Genomic DNA, 16,196 nt, shown 5'->3' with positions numbered 1-16,196 from the left:
TTATGTTGATAAAACGACTTGAGATGAAGCTAGGAACTAAAATTCTTTGCCTGGTTTTCGTGGTGATTCTTTTGTTTTCCGCATCAGTTGGCACTGTGATGCTTAAGGAAATTACAGAAAGCATGAAACAAATGGCAACTGAAAAAGCGAAAGGTGATCTCGCTTTAAGCAGCGCTTATATTGATGATGTCATGACAGGCGACTGGCAGGTGAAAAACAATAAGCTCTATAAAGGGCAAACACAAATCAATGGAAATGAAGATATCGTTGATCTGCTTGGCGAAAAAACAGGTGATACCATTACCATTTTCCAAGGCGATACTCGTGTTGCAACCAATGTCATGAAGAATGGCGAAAGAGCTGTCGGCACCCAGGCTTCTTCTGAAGTTATTGCCGCTGTTTTAAAGAAAGGAAAGCGTTTTTACGGACAAGCAGATGTAGCAGGTTCTTCTTATCAGACTGCATACATGCCGTTAAAAGATCAAAATGGGAACATCATCGGCATGCTGTATACCGGAGCTAATCAAAGTATTTTAGCATCACTTACACAATCACTTTTCACTCAATTCGCTACCGTTCTTGTTATCGTCATTATGGTATCAGTCATCCTTGTCTTGGTTTTCACCAGAAAAATCAACAAGCGGCTGAACGCTTTAAAAAGCGCCTTTGAAAGTGCCGGAAACGGAGATATGACAATAGAGGTGTCAGACAAAACCGGTGACGAGCTATCAGAACTAAGCGTCTATTATAATAAGATGAGAATGAAGCTGAACGATACCATACAAACCGTACAACAATCAGCCCTTCAGCTTGCGTCAGCCTCTCAGCAGCTCTCAGCCGGAGCAGAGGAAACAAATCAAGCTTCAGAAAAGATCACAGAAGCTGTACAGCAGATTGCAAATGGAGCCCAAGATCAGATCACCCGAATTGAAAACAGTGAAAGCTCATTAAAACAAGCTTCAGCAGACATCCGGGATATTTCTGCAAATACTGCCGCTATCGCTGACAAAGGGCAGCTCGCGCAATCAAAAGCAGACATTGGGCAAAAGGAAATTGCAAATGTACAGGCGCAAATGGATGCGATTCACCAGTCAATTCAGAAAAGCGGAGAAATCATACACCAGTTAGACGGCCGCTCTAAACAAATTGAGCAAATTTTATCGGTCATCACCCAAATTGCCGATCAGACAAACCTGCTTGCGCTGAATGCAGCAATTGAAGCTGCCAGAGCCGGTGAACAAGGAAAAGGCTTTGCTGTTGTTGCTGATGAAGTACGGAAATTAGCAGAAGAGTCTCAACAGTCTGCGGGGCAGATTTCAAAACTGATCATAGAAATACAAAAGGATATGAACCGGTCTGCAAGATCTGTTGAGCATGTGAAAACAGAAGCTGCAGAAGGAGTCACCATGATCCAGCGCACCAGAGATGCATTTAAGGAAATTGCAGCTGCAACAGGTGAAATCAGTGCCGAGATTAGTGATTTATCAGCATCTGTAACAAACATTTCAGCCAGTGCACATCAAATAAATGATTCCTTTGCAGCCAATACGGCCGACATTAAAGAATCTACTAAAAATACCCGGCAAGCGGCTGCATTAACAGAGGAGCAATTTGCTGCAATGGAGGAGATTACCGCAGCTTCTGAAACGCTGTCTCAATTAGCTGAGGAGCTTACCGGTATCATAAGCCAATTTAAAATGATTAATCAAGCCGAAAACGGCTGATGACTTACTATCATTATTGTAAATTGGCAATCGTATTTTGCTGAAAACAAATATTTCGATCTGCTAAAATTACGATTTCTGCAATAAACTGAGCGTAAAACATAAAATTTAAACCTTTACACCAAATGCTTTCTGGATTACTCTTGTGTCAGTTTTAAAAGCGGGAGGTGAACATCACGACGGACATCATAAAAACGATACTTCTCGTCATCGTCATAATAGCAGCTGCAGCTGTCGGCCTGATAAAAGGAGACTTTTTCTCAGCTGATCAAAAAACGTCTCAAACGAAAGAATATGATGAAACAATCTCCTTCCCTTCTGACCGTTATCCCGAAACGGCCAAGCATATTAAGGATGCGATAAATGAGGGGCACTCAGAGGTGTGCACTATCGACAGAGACGGAGCTGAGGAACGCCGCGAGCAATCATTAAAGGACGTACCTTCCAAAAAGGGGTATGACAGAGATGAATGGCCAATGGCCATGTGCAAAGAAGGCGGTGAGGGAGCTTCTGTAGAATACATTTCTCCCGCTGACAACCGCGGAGCAGGCTCTTGGGTCGGGCATCAGCTTACCGATTACCCAGACGGCACAAAGGTTTTATTCACAATTCAGTAAACAGTACATAGAGGAGGAACAGCACATTGATCAAATCATGGAAGCCGCAAGAACTTTCGATTTCATATCATCAATTTACTGTATTTCAAAAGGATTCTACACCTCCTGTAATGGATTGGACTGACGAAGCGATTGAAAAAGGATATGCTGCGGCAGACGGAGCCATTTCCTTTGAGGCACAGCGAAATACAAAGGCCTTTATTCTTTTGCGCCTGAACAGTTCAGAAACAGTAAACTCCTACGAAACAAAAGTGACTGTTCCTTTTCATGTCACAGAAAACGGAATTCATATTGAAAGCATCATGTCTAAAAGACTGTCCTTTGATCTGCCTAAAGGAGACTATCAATTGACATGCTGGACTGTGCCGGCTGAAATGTCAGATTTGCACGCCGACACTTATATTATTGATGCTGTTTCTGTGTAATGAAAAACCCCTGAGAGAATAACTCTCAGGGACTCTTTATAAACTTTCTCCGTTTGTCTTGATGACATCTTGATACCAATAAAAGCTTTTTTTCTTCAAGCGTTTTAAATCGTATGTGCTTTCTTCATCACGATTGACATATACAAATCCGTATCTTTTTTGGTAGCCGTTCAGCCAGCTTAACAGATCAGTAAACGACCAGCTGCAATAGCCGATTAAATCGACACCGTCACTGATGGCTTGTCTGCATTGCTCAAGATGCGAACGCAAATAATCAATTCGATAATCATCCTGTACAGTGCCGTCCTCAACTTTATCAAATTCACCCAAACCGTTCTCTGTTATAAACACTGGAAGCTGATAGCGGCTTGTAATTCGGCGAAGACCGATACGCAGCCCAATTGGGTCAATTGTCCAATCCCAGTTGCTCGTTGTCAGATACGGATTTTTTTTCGTTTTGAACACTCCGGGTATCCCCGTCTCCTGATTGGTTCCCTTTTGGCCTGTCGTATTCATTTTCCCTTCAGACACACCATCAAGCGGATTTCGTTCATAGGTGATCGTCTGATAATAATTGACACCTACAAAATCAGGCTTCCCTTTGGCAAGCAGCTCCATATCTCCTGCTTCGATTGTCGGCGCCCATCCCTGTTTTTCCAAGTAGCGGAATGGAATTTGCGGGTAGGTTCCCCAGCAATACATGTCAAGCCACCAATTGTTCATAAATTCTTCGGCGTTTTCAAATGCCAGTATATCCTCTGGATGGCTTGATAAAGGGTAAGCCGGAGAATAAGCAAAGCTAGGACCTATTTTGCCTTCAGGCACATATTCTCTAAATGATTCGATGGCTTTTGCATTAGCCAGAAACGCAATATGATTTGCTTCGTAAAATCGTTTTCTGTCTTTCACTCCAGGCGGATGCATGGCTGTAATAAATCCGTGATTAAAATTGTAGTTCTGTTCGTTTAACGTAACCCAATATTTCACCCTGTCTCCAAAACGTTTATAAAGAGTAATACAGTAGTGATTAAAATCCTCTATGATGTTTCTGGATTCAAACCCGCCGTATTCGTCCATAAGCGCTTGAGGCAAATCCCAGTGATATATAGTCAGAACCGGCTCGATGTGATGAGAAAGCAATTCATCAATCAGACTATCGTAAAACGCTAGACCTGCTTCATTGATCTCTCCTTTTCCTTTTGGAAAAACCCGTGGCCAGCTGACGGAAAATCGATATGCTTTTAACCCCATCTCAGCCATCAGAGCGACATCTTCTTTAAATCGGTGATAATGGTCAACCGCAATCTCGCCATTGGTTCCTTTAAACGTTTTGCCCGGTATTTTCGTAAACACATCCCAAACAGAAGGGCCTTTGCCATCTTCATTCCAAGCGCCTTCAATCTGGTACGCTGCAGAAGCAGAGCCCCACAAAAAATGTTTCGGAAAAGATTCTGGATGCTGGTGGATCATAGTGTTTATCACTCCTGAATTATTGATAAACCTATCATAGGCTATGAAACGCGTTTCATATCAACTCGATGTTAGTCGCGGAACAGCTCAGCTAATATTGCCTACCTGTAAATAACGCAAAAGCACCCAATTCCCATTGGATGCTTTCCATCTTAATGTCTTTTTTCAAATTTATGCGGATGAGGATGGTGCTTTGGAACAAAGCCGTTTTGTTTCATCATTTCAAAGTGTTTGTCCAAGTGATTTTTGATGTGTTCTCCTCTTTCTTTAGGCAGGATACCGTATTGTACATACTTTGAGATCATGTCTTTGCGCTTTTTAAGAATCTCTGCTTCCAGTTGTTCAATCTCTTTCTTTTGCTGATCTGTCAGTGTAACATTTGCGGGAGACTGCTGCTGTTTTTCAGCGGCCTCAGCTGTACCGGTCAGAGAAATGACAGCCGCTGCAATGAACATTGTGATAATGTTGATGGTTATTCGTTTCATCCAGTTTATTCCTCCAATCCTATTTTTCATATGTTTTGCTGCCTTGTATTTTTTATGCATAAAAATAAAAAGAGCGAACCATTATTCGCTCTTTCTAATCTCTTCGTCAGCATTAAGTTCTTCTTCACCTGGTCGCATAAGTGACATATGTTCCCGCGATTAAATCATGCAGGGTCCGTTTGTCTTCTCGTACGGCAATCAGAATCAAGCTGGCGATCAAGCCGAGTCCGAAGGTTATAACGTAAACCAGGCCGGCTACAATAACCCGTAAAAACATTGTTAACAGACTGACCTGTGATCCGTCTTTTTTTACGATTCTGATTCCGCAGATCCTTTTTCCGATAAGATAACCGCGCCAAAACACCGGCAGCAAAATAGAATACAGCAGAACAACCAAACTGATGAACATGCTGTCGTTTGGGTCTTTTCCTGTAATCAGCCAATAGATCAGCAAAAGCGGCACGGAGACTATAATATAGTCTAACAATGCAGCTCCAAGTCTGATCCAAAATCCGGCTGGTTTGTAAATATTCATTTGACTCCCCATTATGGTTTAAATGTTTCCATTTTCTTTCTCATCGGATATATCATATGTCTTAGGGGCATCAGCAAGACTTAAATTTATTCTGAAGATCGATTTCATGCTTCTGACCATTTCTTACGGTATTGGCATAGAGGAATAACGGATCTACTGCATCCTTCACGTCCACATGTGTTTCCTTGGTACGTCGGGCATTCATCCTTGGACAACTCCTTTGTTCATCACCAATTCCCTTCATAGCCGCTATTAAACACCCACTATGCCTTTTGTATACACAATTCGAACTTTTTGAAAACGCGATCAACATATTGCAACCCCTTATGTTCAATGCTATCTTTTTAGTTGATTAACAGATTGGGGGAAATATAGGTGAAATCATTCAAGCAATCCAAAGCCGTTATATTCAGTTTCACAATGGCTTTCTTTCTTATATTGGCAGCCTGTTCCGGCAAAAATGAAGCCGATTCCAAGGATACAGGCTGGGAGCAAATCAAGGACAAAGGGAAAATCGTAGTCGCTACATCAGGTACGCTTTATCCCACTTCTTATCATGATACCGACTCTGGCTCCGATAAGCTGACGGGCTACGAGGTTGAAGTCGTTCGTGAAGCGGCAAAACGCCTGGGACTGAAGGTTGAGTTCAAGGAGATGGGCATTGACGGGATGCTGACAGCGGTGAACAGCGGACAGGTTGACGCAGCCGCGAATGACATCGATGTGACGAAGGACCGCGAGAAGAAGTTCGCATTTTCTACTCCATATAAATATTCATACGGTACGGCAATTGTCCGAAAAGACAATTTATCAGGGATTAAAACGCTTAAGGATTTAAAAGGGAAGAAAGCGGCTGGCGCGGCTACAACCGTCTACATGGAGGTCGCGAGAAAATACGACGCCAAAGAAGTGATTTATGATAATGCGACGAATGAGCAATATTTAAAAGATGTTGCCAACGGACGCACTGACGTCATTTTAAACGACTATTACCTGCAGACACTTGCGCTCGCGGCATTCCCGGATCTCAACATTACAATTCATCCTGACATCAAGTACATGCCGAACAAACAGGCCCTTGTCATGAAAAAAAGCAATGAGGCACTTCAGAAAAAGATGAACGAAGCATTGAAAGAGATGAGCAAGGATGGCTCTTTGACTAAACTGTCGAAACAATTCTTCAATAAAGCAGATGTATCAAAAAAAATTGATGCCGACGTTCAGGACGTTGATTTGTAATCGGACGCCATGATCAATAGCATTCAATGGGAATATATTTTCAACACGAAGCTGGCCATTGAATCGTTCCCTTATGTCATAAAAGGCATTGGGTATACACTGCTCATCTCTTTTGTAAGCATGTTTGCAGGAACTGTGATCGGCCTGTTCATATCACTCGCCAGAATGTCTAAGCTTGCTTTGTTAAGATGGCCGGCGAAGCTCTATATCTCATTTATGCGGGGCGTTCCGATTTTAGTGATTTTGTTTATCCTTTATTTCGGGTTTCCTTATATCGGCATTCAATTTTCCGCTGTCACGGCTGCTTTAATCGGTTTTAGCCTTAACAGCGCCGCCTACATTGCGGAAATTAACCGTTCAGCCATTTCATCCGTCGAAAAAGGACAGTGGGAAGCCGCATCCTCGCTGGGTCTTTCCTATTGGCAGACGATGAGGGGCATCATTTTGCCGCAATCGATACGTATTGCGCTGCCTCCGCTTGCCAATGTATTGCTCGACTTAATCAAGGCGTCATCTCTCGCTGCGATGATTACAGTGCCGGAATTGCTCCAGCATGCGAAAATCATCGGGGGCAGAGAGTTTGATTATATGACCATGTATATTCTGACCGCTCTCATTTATTGGGCCATCTGCTCCATTGCCGCGGTCTTTCAGAATATCCTTGAGAAAAAATACGCTCATTATGTTTAAACAAACGTTTCATTAAAAAAAGCCGTTCCCCATGGGACGGCTTTTTTTCTATTGATTCAGCTTCCATTTAAACGGGTCCTCAAACAGCGACCAGTCGGAATCAAATTCATACTCAGTCAACAGGCATTGATCAAGCTCTTTCGTGATCGTTTCTTCATCCAGGTCAGTTCCGATAAAAACTAGCTGCGTTAGGCGGTCGCCGAACTCCGGGTCCCACTCCTCCAGGATTTCCGGCTCCTGCTGTTTGACTTGCTCCTGCTCAAGCTTCGGCAGCGCCGCCACCCAATAAGATACAGGCTCAATCGTAACCGACGGACCTGCTTGCGACATCAGCAAAGCGAGGTTGTTATGAGATGCGCACCAGACGATTCCTTTGGCACGAACCACGTTCTTTGGCATTTGATCTATCCATTGATAAAACCGTGTAGAATGAAACGGCAAACGTCTCTTATATACAAATGAAGAGATACCGTATTCTTCTGTTTCCGGGGTGTGTTCCGCATGGCCTGCCGTCAGCTCTTGAATCCAGCCCGCCGATCCGCTCGCTTCCTCGAAGTTAAATAACCCTGTATGCAAAATCTCCTGCGGTTTTACATTTCCTTTGACGGAACGAATGAACTTGGCTCTTGGCTGCAGTTTACGAAGAACTTTTTCAAGCTGTTCGAGCTCTTGCTCGCTGACCAAATCACATTTATTTAAGATCAGTACATCGCAAAACTCAATTTGATCGATCAAGAGGTCGGCGATTTCTCTTTCATCCTCTTCCCCCAATGCTTCTTTGCGGTCCAGAAGGCTTTCGCCTGACTGATAATCATGCCAAAAACGGTTGGCATCAACCACTGTCACCATCGTATCCAGCTGACAGAATTTTGTAAGATCGATTCCCATTTCTTCATCGATATAAGAGAAAGTCTGGGCCACCGGGATCGGTTCACTGATTCCTGTCGATTCGATGACGATATAATCAAACCGTCCGTCTTTTGCCAGCTTCTCAACTTCAATTAATAAGTCTTCGCGAAGCGTGCAGCAAATGCAGCCGTTTGACATTTCCACAAGCTTTTCATCTGTTCTGGAAAGGCCCCCTTCCTGCTTAACCAAGCCCGCGTCAATGTTCACCTCGCTCATATCGTTTACGATAACCGCTATTTTCAAGCCTTCGCGATTTTGCAGAATGCTGTTCAGCAATGTTGTTTTTCCCGCACCGAGATAACCGCTCAGTACGGTAACCGGAATTTTTTTCATAATAATGCCTCCATTAAAATAGAATGATTACGATTTAAATTGTATACTTTGCCATATGTACAATGGTGTAGAGCAGCTTTTCGCGCTCATTTCTCGCTGCCGCCCGATTTATAAATCAGTAAAGGCTCCAACCGCGTTTAATCCTTTTCCCCATCGCAAATCCCTGCCCTTGCCGACAGCAAGATCCTTAATCGATGCCTTTCCGCTTTTCACAGATGCACAGACAATGATAAGCCATTTATCATAAAACGTAATTGTTACGATTTAAATTGTATGGTCTTTTTTCCTTTTTGTCAACGGTTTTCAATTCAGCTGATCACCACTTTTGTATGTTCAGGGATATTTTCATATATCCATTTTGCATCTGGAATGATCAGCCTGATACAACCGTGAGATGCTTTCGTTCCTAGTTTTTCTGCTTCCGTTTTGATGACTTTTTGATCCTTTGTCATTGGCACACTATGAAATAGAAATTCGCCGTGGTTTTTCCATGATACCCAGTATTCTGCGCCTTCCTGGTATCCTTCGGAGAAAAACCATTCTCCCCGTTCAGGCTCTACATAAAAGGTGCCCTTTGGCGTAGCATCATCTTTTGTTTGATCAAGACCAGAAGAGATCATCATTGTATAGATAGTGTTGCTTCCTTCCTTGATGTAAGCCTTCTGCTCCTTCACATTCACATCAATCCAGACATGCTTCTGTTTAATATCCGGGTATTCTCCGCCCGAAGGCTTCGTCCAATCAATGCTTGTTTTTGCTGTTTTTCGAACGTCCGTTATGTTTTCGACCGTTTTCTTTGTATTGATACTTGCGTGTTCTTCTGCATGATCGGAGCAGGCTGACAGCAGGCTGGCTGGCATAAGAACTGCAACAATGAATAATGAGAGTTTCATATTCTATCCACTTCCTTCGAAAAACACAGCTTCGCATAGGCATCGTGGAGATGGATCGATTCTTCATTTCGGCATTCAATCTCAAAGGCTGACACCCATTCAAGCTCAAACAAATCAGCAGCAATCAGCCGGACGAGATCCTCAACAAATCTCGGGTTTTCATAGGCCGTTTCTGTCACGGCTTTTTCATCAGGCCGCTTCAATACCGGATGCAGTCTCGCAGAAGCATTTGATTCTGCGGCGTGAAGCAAATCAGCTTTAACATCACTTGGCAGCGATGCGGCCGGGTGAATATCCGCCCAAATGCTGACCGTTCCCCTCTGATTATGGGCACTGTATTCGCTGATTTCCTTGGAGCAAGGGCACAGAGTCGTTACTTTTGCTGAGATGCCGGCACGCTGTTTAAACGGCTGATCTTTGCGATAGGTGACAGACATGAATATATCAGCATGCATCAAACCCGCTTTCTCAAGCTTCGGGCTTTTCCGTTCGAAAAACCACGGAAACCTCACTTCAACTGTGGCAGATGATATGTCCATGTTTTCTGCAAGCTCTTTCGTAAATTGCTGAAGAGAGGAAAATGAGAGAACCCAGCCATTTTGATGATAGACTTGCAGCAGCTCTGTTAACCGGCTCATGTTAATCCCCTTCTGATTTCTCGGCAAATTACAAGTCATTGTAAAGTTCGCAGCCGTTGTTTGCTCGGCAGGCATCATGGCAGAAGTGATTGTGACTGGATGGGACACATTAGCTACACCTACATGCTGAATGTCAAAAAAATAATCCTTCCTGATATTTTGCAGGTCCTTCATTTTCTCTTTTTCCACTGGTTTCTCGCCTTTGATCGGACTGACCGATCCAAAGTATTGAAGACGCTCCGTTTTTTTCGGGAGCAGCGTATGTTGATTCATTCAGAAAACTCCTCTCGCTAACAAATCGTAATAATTACTATTTATTTTGATCGGTTCACTGTTGAAAATCAAGAGAAAATAAAAAAGACACGCACAAACGCGTGTCCGTCAAAACCCTAAACATCCGCCGGGCTGCTTTCCGCGCTCCAGCTTTTTCTCCAGTAATAGCCTGCGGCAAGCACAAGTGCAAATGCCAGTAGGGCGATACAGGAAAACGTGATAAAACCGATAGCATATGTGCCTGTCATCTGTTTAAGAGATCCTAAGATGTTCGGCAGGAAAAACCCACCGATTCCTCCGGCCGCACCGACAATTCCCGTCACCATGCCAATTTCTTTGCGAAAACGCTGCGGCACGAGCTGGAATACTGCACCGTTACCCATTCCGAGCCCCATCATTCCGACAAACAATAGAACAATAACCATTGAGAGAGATGGCAGGCTGCTGACTCCGGCCATACACAGTGCCACGATGACAAACAGTACAGAAAGAACTTTCGTGCCGCCGACACGATCCGAAATCAAGCCCCCGACAGGCCGGAAAAAGCTCCCCGCCGCCACACATAATGTAACGAAGTCCCCCGCATGAATTTTTGACAGCTGGTATTGATCAACAAAGAAAATAGATAAAAAGCTTGAGAGCCCGACAAATCCGCCAAATGTGACGCTGTACAGCAGGCAGAAAAACCATGTTTCCTTTTGCCCGAACACATGCAGATAGCTTTTGAGCGGCTGGGGAGACGGCTGTGCAGGAGAATCCTTTGCCATGGATACAAAAAGAATAAAGACGATCAATAATGGAATTAGCGCAATTCCCATGACAATGTGCCAGCCGAACTGCTCTGCCAGACGAGGGCCAAACAGGGTTGCAAACAACGTGCCGCTGTTCCCCGCTCCGGCAATCCCCATCGCAAGCCCCTGCAAATGAGGCGGATACCATCGGCTGGCCATAGGCAGCGCTACAGCAAAGCTTGCCCCCGCCACGCCAAGCAGAATCCCGATGGCATACAGCTCAGTCAGGGAACGGCCGCCGAATGTCCCCCAAAGCAGCGGAATCATCGTCACCAGCATCCCGATCACTGCCGTTTTTTTCGGTCCGATTCTGTCCGTTAAAATACCAAGAATGATACGAAACACTGATCCAGATAAAATCGGCACAGCTACGACAAGCCCTTTCTCAAAAGGAGACAGGCCAAAATCCTGAGAAATATAAACACCCAGCGCCCCAAGCATAACCCATATCATAAAACTGACATCAAAGTATAAAAAGGAACAGAGCAAAGTGAGTGGATGACCGCTAGTTTTCAGTTCCGACAGCTTCATAAGATTCCCCTTTCTAGCCCCTCATTATTTTACATTTTCTGAATCAAGGATATAGGACCATTATTTTCTGGAAAAGACATGTGTAAGTTTTTGTGACACGTTTAATGCGTTAACAGTGCATTGTGACATAATTTTTAATAGGAGAAAACTTACGAGCTTCGCCAAAGGAGGTCTGATACATGAAGAAACAAAGATTGGTGTTAGCGGGAAACGGCATGGCCGGAATCCGCTGTATTGAAGAAGTATTAAAGCTGAATCGCCACATGTTTGAGATTGTCATTTTCGGAAGCGAGCCGCATCCCAATTACAATCGCATTCTCTTATCCTCTGTATTGCAGGGTGAAGCGTCACTCGATGATATTACACTGAACAGCAAGGATTGGTACGACAAGCACGGGATCACGCTTTACACAGGCGAAACGGTTATTCAAATTGATACAGATCAGCAGCAGGTCATCACAGATCGGAAACGCACTCTGTCGTATGACAAATTAATAGTGGCAACAGGCTCCTCCCCTCATATTCTCCCTATCCCCGGGGCAGACAAAAAAGGTGTCTATGGATTTCGGACAATAGAAGACTGCCAAGCGCTGATGAGGATGGCCCAGCACTTTCAAAAGGCTGCGGTAATCGGAGCCGGCTTATTAGGACTGGAAGCTGCAGTCGGTTTACAGCATCTCGGTATGGATGTCAGCGTCATTCACCACTCCGCCGGCATTATGCAAAAACAGCTCGATCAAACAGCGGCGCGGCTGCTGCAAACAGAGCTGGAACAAAAAGGCCTAACCTTTCTTTTGGAGAAAGACACCGTCTCCATTTCCGGCACCACGAAAGCAGACCGAATCCATTTTAAAGATGGCTCTTCATTAAAAGCAGACTTGATTGTGATGGCGGCCGGCGTCAAACCGAATATTGAATTGGCTGTATCTGCTGGAATCAAAGTGAACCGCGGGATCATCGTGAATGACTTCATGCAGACAAGCGAACCGAATATCTACGCCGTTGGTGAATGCGCTGAGCATAACGGAACGGTGTACGGATTGGTGGCTCCGCTTTATGAGCAGGGAAAAGTTCTCGCCAGTCATATTTGCGGCGTTCCATGTGAGGAATATCAAGGCTCAGCACCATCTGCGGCGTTAAAAATAGCTGGAATCGATGTGTGGTCAGCAGGAAAGATCCAAGAGGATGAACGCACGACGAGCATCAAAATCTACGACGAACAAGCAGGCGTTTATAAAAAAGCGCTTTTTGTAGATGACAAACTGGCCGGCGTTATTTTATTCGGAGACACCCGTGACAAGCAGCGGCTTCTCGACAGCCTGCTTAAACAACGAGACATCTCCATTGTCAAAAAGCAGATCATCGAACCGGAGACAAGCAGCACTTTATTTGAATCCATGCCTTCCAGTGAAACGATTTGCCAATGCAACACAGTGACGAAAGGCGCGATTGAAGATGCGGTGAACACGAAAAGCTTAACAACTGTTGAGGAAGTCAAGCACTGCACCAAAGCCTCTGGGTCCTGCGGAGGATGCAAACCGCTCGTTGAAGACCTTTTGAGGTACATGACCAACAGCGAATATACGAAGCCCGCCGGCACACTTTCGTTTTGCGGCTGTACTGATTTTACAGAAGACGACATCATCGCTGAGCTTCAGCGCAGGCCATTCACTAATCCGGCAGAAGTGATGAACCAGCTTGACTGGAAAACAAAAAAAGGATGCAGTACTTGTGTTCCTGCGATTCAATACTATCTGGAAATGCTGTACCCCGGGTTTGTACAGCCTGAGCCAGCCACTGAAGAGACATGCATCCTGATTCCGCAAATGTACGGGGGGCGGACAAACGCGGATCAGCTAAGAACCATCGCTAACATCATTGAGGCATACAGCATTTCCGACGTATCCATCACTCACGGCCAAAGGCTGAAGCTTTCCGGGATCAAGCCTGCGGATCTCCCGAACATGAAAAAAGACCTGAAAATGCCCGTTTACACTAATGAACACCGACACACGCTGCAAACCATCAAAGCATGTACATGCGGGCAAAATCGATCGATTCAGCAGCTGGCAGCCCAAATCGAAAGACAACTTGAGACGCTTCCCTTACCCGCTCCCATTTCTATCAGCTTATCATGTGAAACTGACTGCACCGATGCCGCCCTGCAAGATGTCGGCGCAATTCGGACACAAGCTGGCTGGGACATTCACATCGGCGGCGTCCGGGGAACTCATGCCCGTTCAGGAGCTCTGTTTTGCGTGACTGAGAACAAAGACAGCACTGCCGGCATGATCAAAGGACTGATCCAGTATTATCGGGAAACGGCTCATTACTTAGAAGCTGTTCATCAGTGGATAGACCGTCTCGGGATCGTTCATATCAGAGAAGTGCTATTCGAAGAAGACCTAAGGGCACAGCTTCTGGAAAGCCTCCAAACAGATCTGTCACTGATTCAAAACCCGACTGTAGAGACGGGCGCATATAAGAAAGGATGAGGCATTTTGACTGAACGACTGCTTAGATATTTCCGTGATAAACAGCAAGACGTCCAATCAGAAAAAACATATGACACTCAATGCCCGTTTTGCAGCATGCAGTGCAAAATGCAGCTCGTGGAACAAACCATCGTCACGCGCAAAAAGTACACTGCGATCGGGATTGATAATCCTACGACACAGGGTCGGCTATGCATGAAGGGCATGAATGCTCACCAGCATGCCTTGAACTCCTCTCGCATCACCCGCCCTCTGCTGAAGAAAAACGGCGAGTTTATCCCTGTTTCCTGGGAAGAAGCATTGAATTACATTAAAGACCAAGTGACAATGATCCAAGCAGAACACGGCCATGACGCCATGGCGGTATACGGAAGCGCCTCGATTACAAATGAAGAGGCGTATTTGTTAGGGAAATTCGCACGGGTGGGCTTACAGACAAAATACATCGACTATAACGGGAGGCTTTGTATGTCCGCCGCAGCAACCGCAGCCAACCAAACATTCGGAGCCGATAGAGGCTTAACGAATCCCTTATCAGACATTCCCCACACCCGTGTGATCATTCTGGCCGGCACCAATATCGCGGAATGCCAGCCTACGATTATGCCGTATTTTGAAAAAGCGAAAGAAAACGGAGCTTACATCATTGCCATTGATCCGCGTGAAACAGCAACAACAAAAATCGCCGATCTTCATCTGAAAATCAAACCCGGCACAGACGCCGCCCTTTCCAACGGCCTCGTCAAAATCATCATTGACGAACAGCTTATAAACGAGGATTTCATTCAATCACGAACAAATGGATTCGAAGAGCTGAAGCAGCATACTGACTCGTTGGACCTGAATGACATCGCCGAACAGACGAGTGTCCCGCTGGCGGATATAAGAAAAGCGGCTGTAAAGTTTGCCAAGGAAACGTCCGGCATGCTGTTTACAGCCCGCGGGATTGAACAGCAAACCGATGGAACAGCGGCTGTGAAAGGCTTCTTAAACATGGTGCTGATCACAGGAAAAATCGGCAAGCCTTACTCAGGTTACGGGGCGATCACCGGACAAGGCAACGGGCAAGGTGCAAGAGAGCATGGCCAAAAAGCCGATCAGCTTCCGGGCTATCGATCTATTGAAAACGAACAACACCGGGCACATGTTGCGCAAGTGTGGGGAATCCATCAGGATGATCTGCCGCGAAAAGGTGTCTCAGCCTATGAAATGATGGAAAAAATCAATGACGGCGACTTCAAAGGATTGTTCCTCATGTGCTCCAATCCTGCTGTCTCCAGTCCAAATGCGAATCTCGTAAAAAAGGCTTTACGTAAACTGACATTCTTTGTTGCAATCGATTTGTTTATTTCTGAGACTGCGAAATACGCAGATGTGATTTTACCCGCCTCCTCTTACTTAGAAGATGAAGGCACCATGACAAATGTAGAAGGACGCGTGACATTAAGAGAAGCAAGCCGGCCATGTCCCGGCGAAGCAAAGCATGATTGGCAGATCATTTGTGATCTCGCATCCGCTCTCGGCAAGGGCCGCTACTTTTCTTATACGTCAGCGGAGGATATTTTTAATGAATTGAGAGAAGCGAGCCGAGGCGGGATTGCCGATTATTCAGGCATCTCATACGACAGGCTCAGACGTGAAGGCGGCATTCATTGGCCGTGTCCGGAATCTGATCATCCCGGAACTGGGCGCTTGTTTACAGAATCATTTGCTCATCCGGATCAAAAAGCGGCATTAAGTGTGATTCCAAACGAACCATCTGTTCCAAAAGAGAAGCCGACAGCCGATTATCCGCTTTATTTAACGACAGGCAGAGTCATGTCTCACTACTTAACAGGCGTCCAAACAAGAAAAAGCGCCGCCCTTGCCGCGAGACATTTTGAATCGTTTATGGAAATCCATCCGCAAACAGCAGCGACCTACAATATCGAGGACCGTGTACTGGTAAAAATAGAATCGCCGCGGGGAAGCATCACCGTCCGCAGCAAATTATCAGAACAAATCAGAAAAGATACTGTTTTTGTTCCCATCCATTGGGCAGACGCTCAAAATGTGAATGATTTAATCGGAGAAGCCTTAGATCCAGCCTGTAAAATGCCCGGTTTTAAGGTATGCGCTGTCCGAATCAGACCTATTTAAATTTTTCAT

13 protein-coding genes and 3 pseudogenes are annotated in these 16,196 nt (G+C 45.1%); 7 read left to right on the top strand and 9 right to left on the bottom strand.

All coding sequences use genetic code 11. The annotated features are described in order from the left end of the window. Nucleotides 1–2 precede the first annotated feature (2 nt). From tlpC to nin, 3 genes are all read left to right on the top strand, one after another. A complete protein-coding gene (gene tlpC / locus AC07VD_RS17300; protein ID WP_494721876.1) occupies nt 3–1,724 on the top strand; it encodes a methyl-accepting chemotaxis protein TlpC in 1,722 nt (573 codons plus the stop codon). A gap of 167 nt (nt 1,725–1,891) precedes the next feature. Beyond that, nucleotides 1,892–2,341 carry a DNA-entry nuclease gene (gene nucA, locus AC07VD_RS17295; RefSeq protein WP_124060108.1) on the top strand — a complete coding sequence of 150 codons (450 nt, stop codon included), beginning with the start codon at nt 1,892–1,894 and terminating at the stop codon, nt 2,339–2,341. Nucleotides 2,342–2,367: 26 nt separating this feature from the next. After that, complete coding sequence (gene nin / locus AC07VD_RS17290) at nt 2,368–2,766, top strand: DNA-entry nuclease inhibitor (RefSeq protein WP_015252845.1); 399 nt, start codon at nt 2,368–2,370, stop codon at nt 2,764–2,766. A gap of 36 nt (nt 2,767–2,802) precedes the next feature. Here the strand turns inward: nin and bglC are convergent, their stop codons facing one another. The 4 genes and pseudogenes from bglC to AC07VD_RS17270 all read right to left on the bottom strand — a co-directional run bounded on the left by bglC (nt 2,803) and on the right by AC07VD_RS17270 (nt 5,471). After that, nucleotides 2,803–4,236 (bottom strand): 6-phospho-beta-glucosidase, encoded by a 1,434-nt coding sequence (gene bglC / locus AC07VD_RS17285; RefSeq protein ID WP_494721875.1) that lies wholly within the window; start codon nt 4,234–4,236, stop codon nt 2,803–2,805. Between the two features lie 152 nt (nt 4,237–4,388). Beyond that, nucleotides 4,389–4,721: a YckD family protein gene (locus AC07VD_RS17280; RefSeq protein WP_494721874.1), complete on the bottom strand. Its 333-nt coding sequence runs from the start codon at nt 4,719–4,721 to the stop codon at nt 4,389–4,391. 81 nt (nt 4,722–4,802) lie between these two features. Further along, nucleotides 4,803–5,256: pseudogene (locus tag AC07VD_RS17275) on the bottom strand (RDD family protein). Nucleotides 5,257–5,274: 18 nt separating this feature from the next. Next, nucleotides 5,275–5,471, bottom strand: a pseudogene (locus tag AC07VD_RS17270) (hypothetical protein). Nucleotides 5,472–5,631: 160 nt separating this feature from the next. Here AC07VD_RS17270 and AC07VD_RS17265 point away from each other — a divergent pair. Beyond that, entirely contained in the window at nt 5,632–6,495 is an 864-nt protein-coding gene (locus AC07VD_RS17265; protein WP_494721873.1) for a transporter substrate-binding domain-containing protein, read from the top strand. A gap of 9 nt (nt 6,496–6,504) precedes the next feature. Beyond that, nucleotides 6,505–7,185 (top strand): amino acid ABC transporter permease, encoded by a 681-nt coding sequence (locus AC07VD_RS17260; RefSeq protein ID WP_024572176.1) that lies wholly within the window; start codon nt 6,505–6,507, stop codon nt 7,183–7,185. Between the two features lie 48 nt (nt 7,186–7,233). On the opposite strand, the gene zinU is transcribed toward AC07VD_RS17260, so the two are convergent. From zinU to AC07VD_RS17235, 5 genes and pseudogenes are all read right to left on the bottom strand, one after another. Further along, nucleotides 7,234–8,427, bottom strand: coding sequence for a zinc metallochaperone ZinU (zinU, locus tag AC07VD_RS17255; protein WP_024572175.1), 1,194 nt, complete (start codon nt 8,425–8,427; stop codon nt 7,234–7,236). A 27-nt stretch (nt 8,428–8,454) separates the two neighbouring features. Continuing rightward, nucleotides 8,455–8,640 (bottom strand): annotated as a pseudogene (locus AC07VD_RS17250) (hypothetical protein). 95 nt (nt 8,641–8,735) lie between these two features. After that, nucleotides 8,736–9,320, bottom strand: a complete 585-nt coding sequence (locus tag AC07VD_RS17245) for a L,D-transpeptidase (protein ID WP_086343437.1) — start codon at nt 9,318–9,320, stop codon at nt 8,736–8,738. Then, nucleotides 9,317–10,231, bottom strand: a complete 915-nt coding sequence (gene folE2 / locus AC07VD_RS17240) for a GTP cyclohydrolase FolE2 (RefSeq protein ID WP_086343436.1) — start codon at nt 10,229–10,231, stop codon at nt 9,317–9,319. Before folE2 ends, AC07VD_RS17245 begins: the two co-directional genes overlap by 4 nt. A 116-nt stretch (nt 10,232–10,347) precedes the next feature. Next, nucleotides 10,348–11,553 carry an MFS transporter gene (locus AC07VD_RS17235; RefSeq protein ID WP_003246358.1) on the bottom strand — a complete coding sequence of 402 codons (1,206 nt, stop codon included), beginning with the start codon at nt 11,551–11,553 and terminating at the stop codon, nt 10,348–10,350. Between the two features lie 179 nt (nt 11,554–11,732). Between AC07VD_RS17235 and nasB the strand changes: the two genes are divergently transcribed. After that, nucleotides 11,733–14,048: an assimilatory nitrate reductase electron transfer subunit NasB gene (gene nasB / locus AC07VD_RS17230; protein ID WP_494721872.1), complete on the top strand. Its 2,316-nt coding sequence runs from the start codon at nt 11,733–11,735 to the stop codon at nt 14,046–14,048. A gap of 6 nt (nt 14,049–14,054) precedes the next feature. Next, on the top strand, nt 14,055–16,187 hold the full coding sequence (nasC, locus tag AC07VD_RS17225; protein ID WP_494721871.1) for an assimilatory nitrate reductase catalytic subunit NasC: 2,133 nt from the start codon (nt 14,055–14,057) through the stop codon (nt 16,185–16,187). The last annotated feature ends 9 nt before the right edge of the window (nt 16,188–16,196 follow it).

The sequence above is a fragment of the Bacillus sp. GW821-FHT01G09 genome (assembly GCF_059422205.1).
The sequence above is the reverse complement of the archived record's forward strand: the minus strand, read 5'-3'. Positions and strand labels throughout refer to the sequence as shown.

Bases quoted from the DNA above. Each gene is read 5' to 3' on its own strand.
- tlpC (WP_494721876.1), top strand. From the start codon at position 3: ATGTTGATAAAACGACTTGAGATGAAGCTAGGAACTAAAATTCTTTGC.
- bglC (WP_494721875.1), bottom strand. From the start codon at position 4,236: ATGATCCACCAGCATCCAGAATCTTTTCCGAAACATTTTTTGTGGGGC.
- AC07VD_RS17280 (WP_494721874.1), bottom strand. From the start codon at position 4,721: ATGAAACGAATAACCATCAACATTATCACAATGTTCATTGCAGCGGCT.
- AC07VD_RS17260 (WP_024572176.1), top strand. From the start codon at position 6,505: ATGATCAATAGCATTCAATGGGAATATATTTTCAACACGAAGCTGGCC.
- zinU (WP_024572175.1), bottom strand. From the start codon at position 8,427: ATGAAAAAAATTCCGGTTACCGTACTGAGCGGTTATCTCGGTGCGGGA.
- AC07VD_RS17245 (WP_086343437.1), bottom strand. From the start codon at position 9,320: ATGAAACTCTCATTATTCATTGTTGCAGTTCTTATGCCAGCCAGCCTG.
- folE2 (WP_086343436.1), bottom strand. From the start codon at position 10,231: ATGAATCAACATACGCTGCTCCCGAAAAAAACGGAGCGTCTTCAATAC.
- AC07VD_RS17235 (WP_003246358.1), bottom strand. From the start codon at position 11,553: ATGAAGCTGTCGGAACTGAAAACTAGCGGTCATCCACTCACTTTGCTC.
- nasB (WP_494721872.1), top strand. From the start codon at position 11,733: ATGAAGAAACAAAGATTGGTGTTAGCGGGAAACGGCATGGCCGGAATC.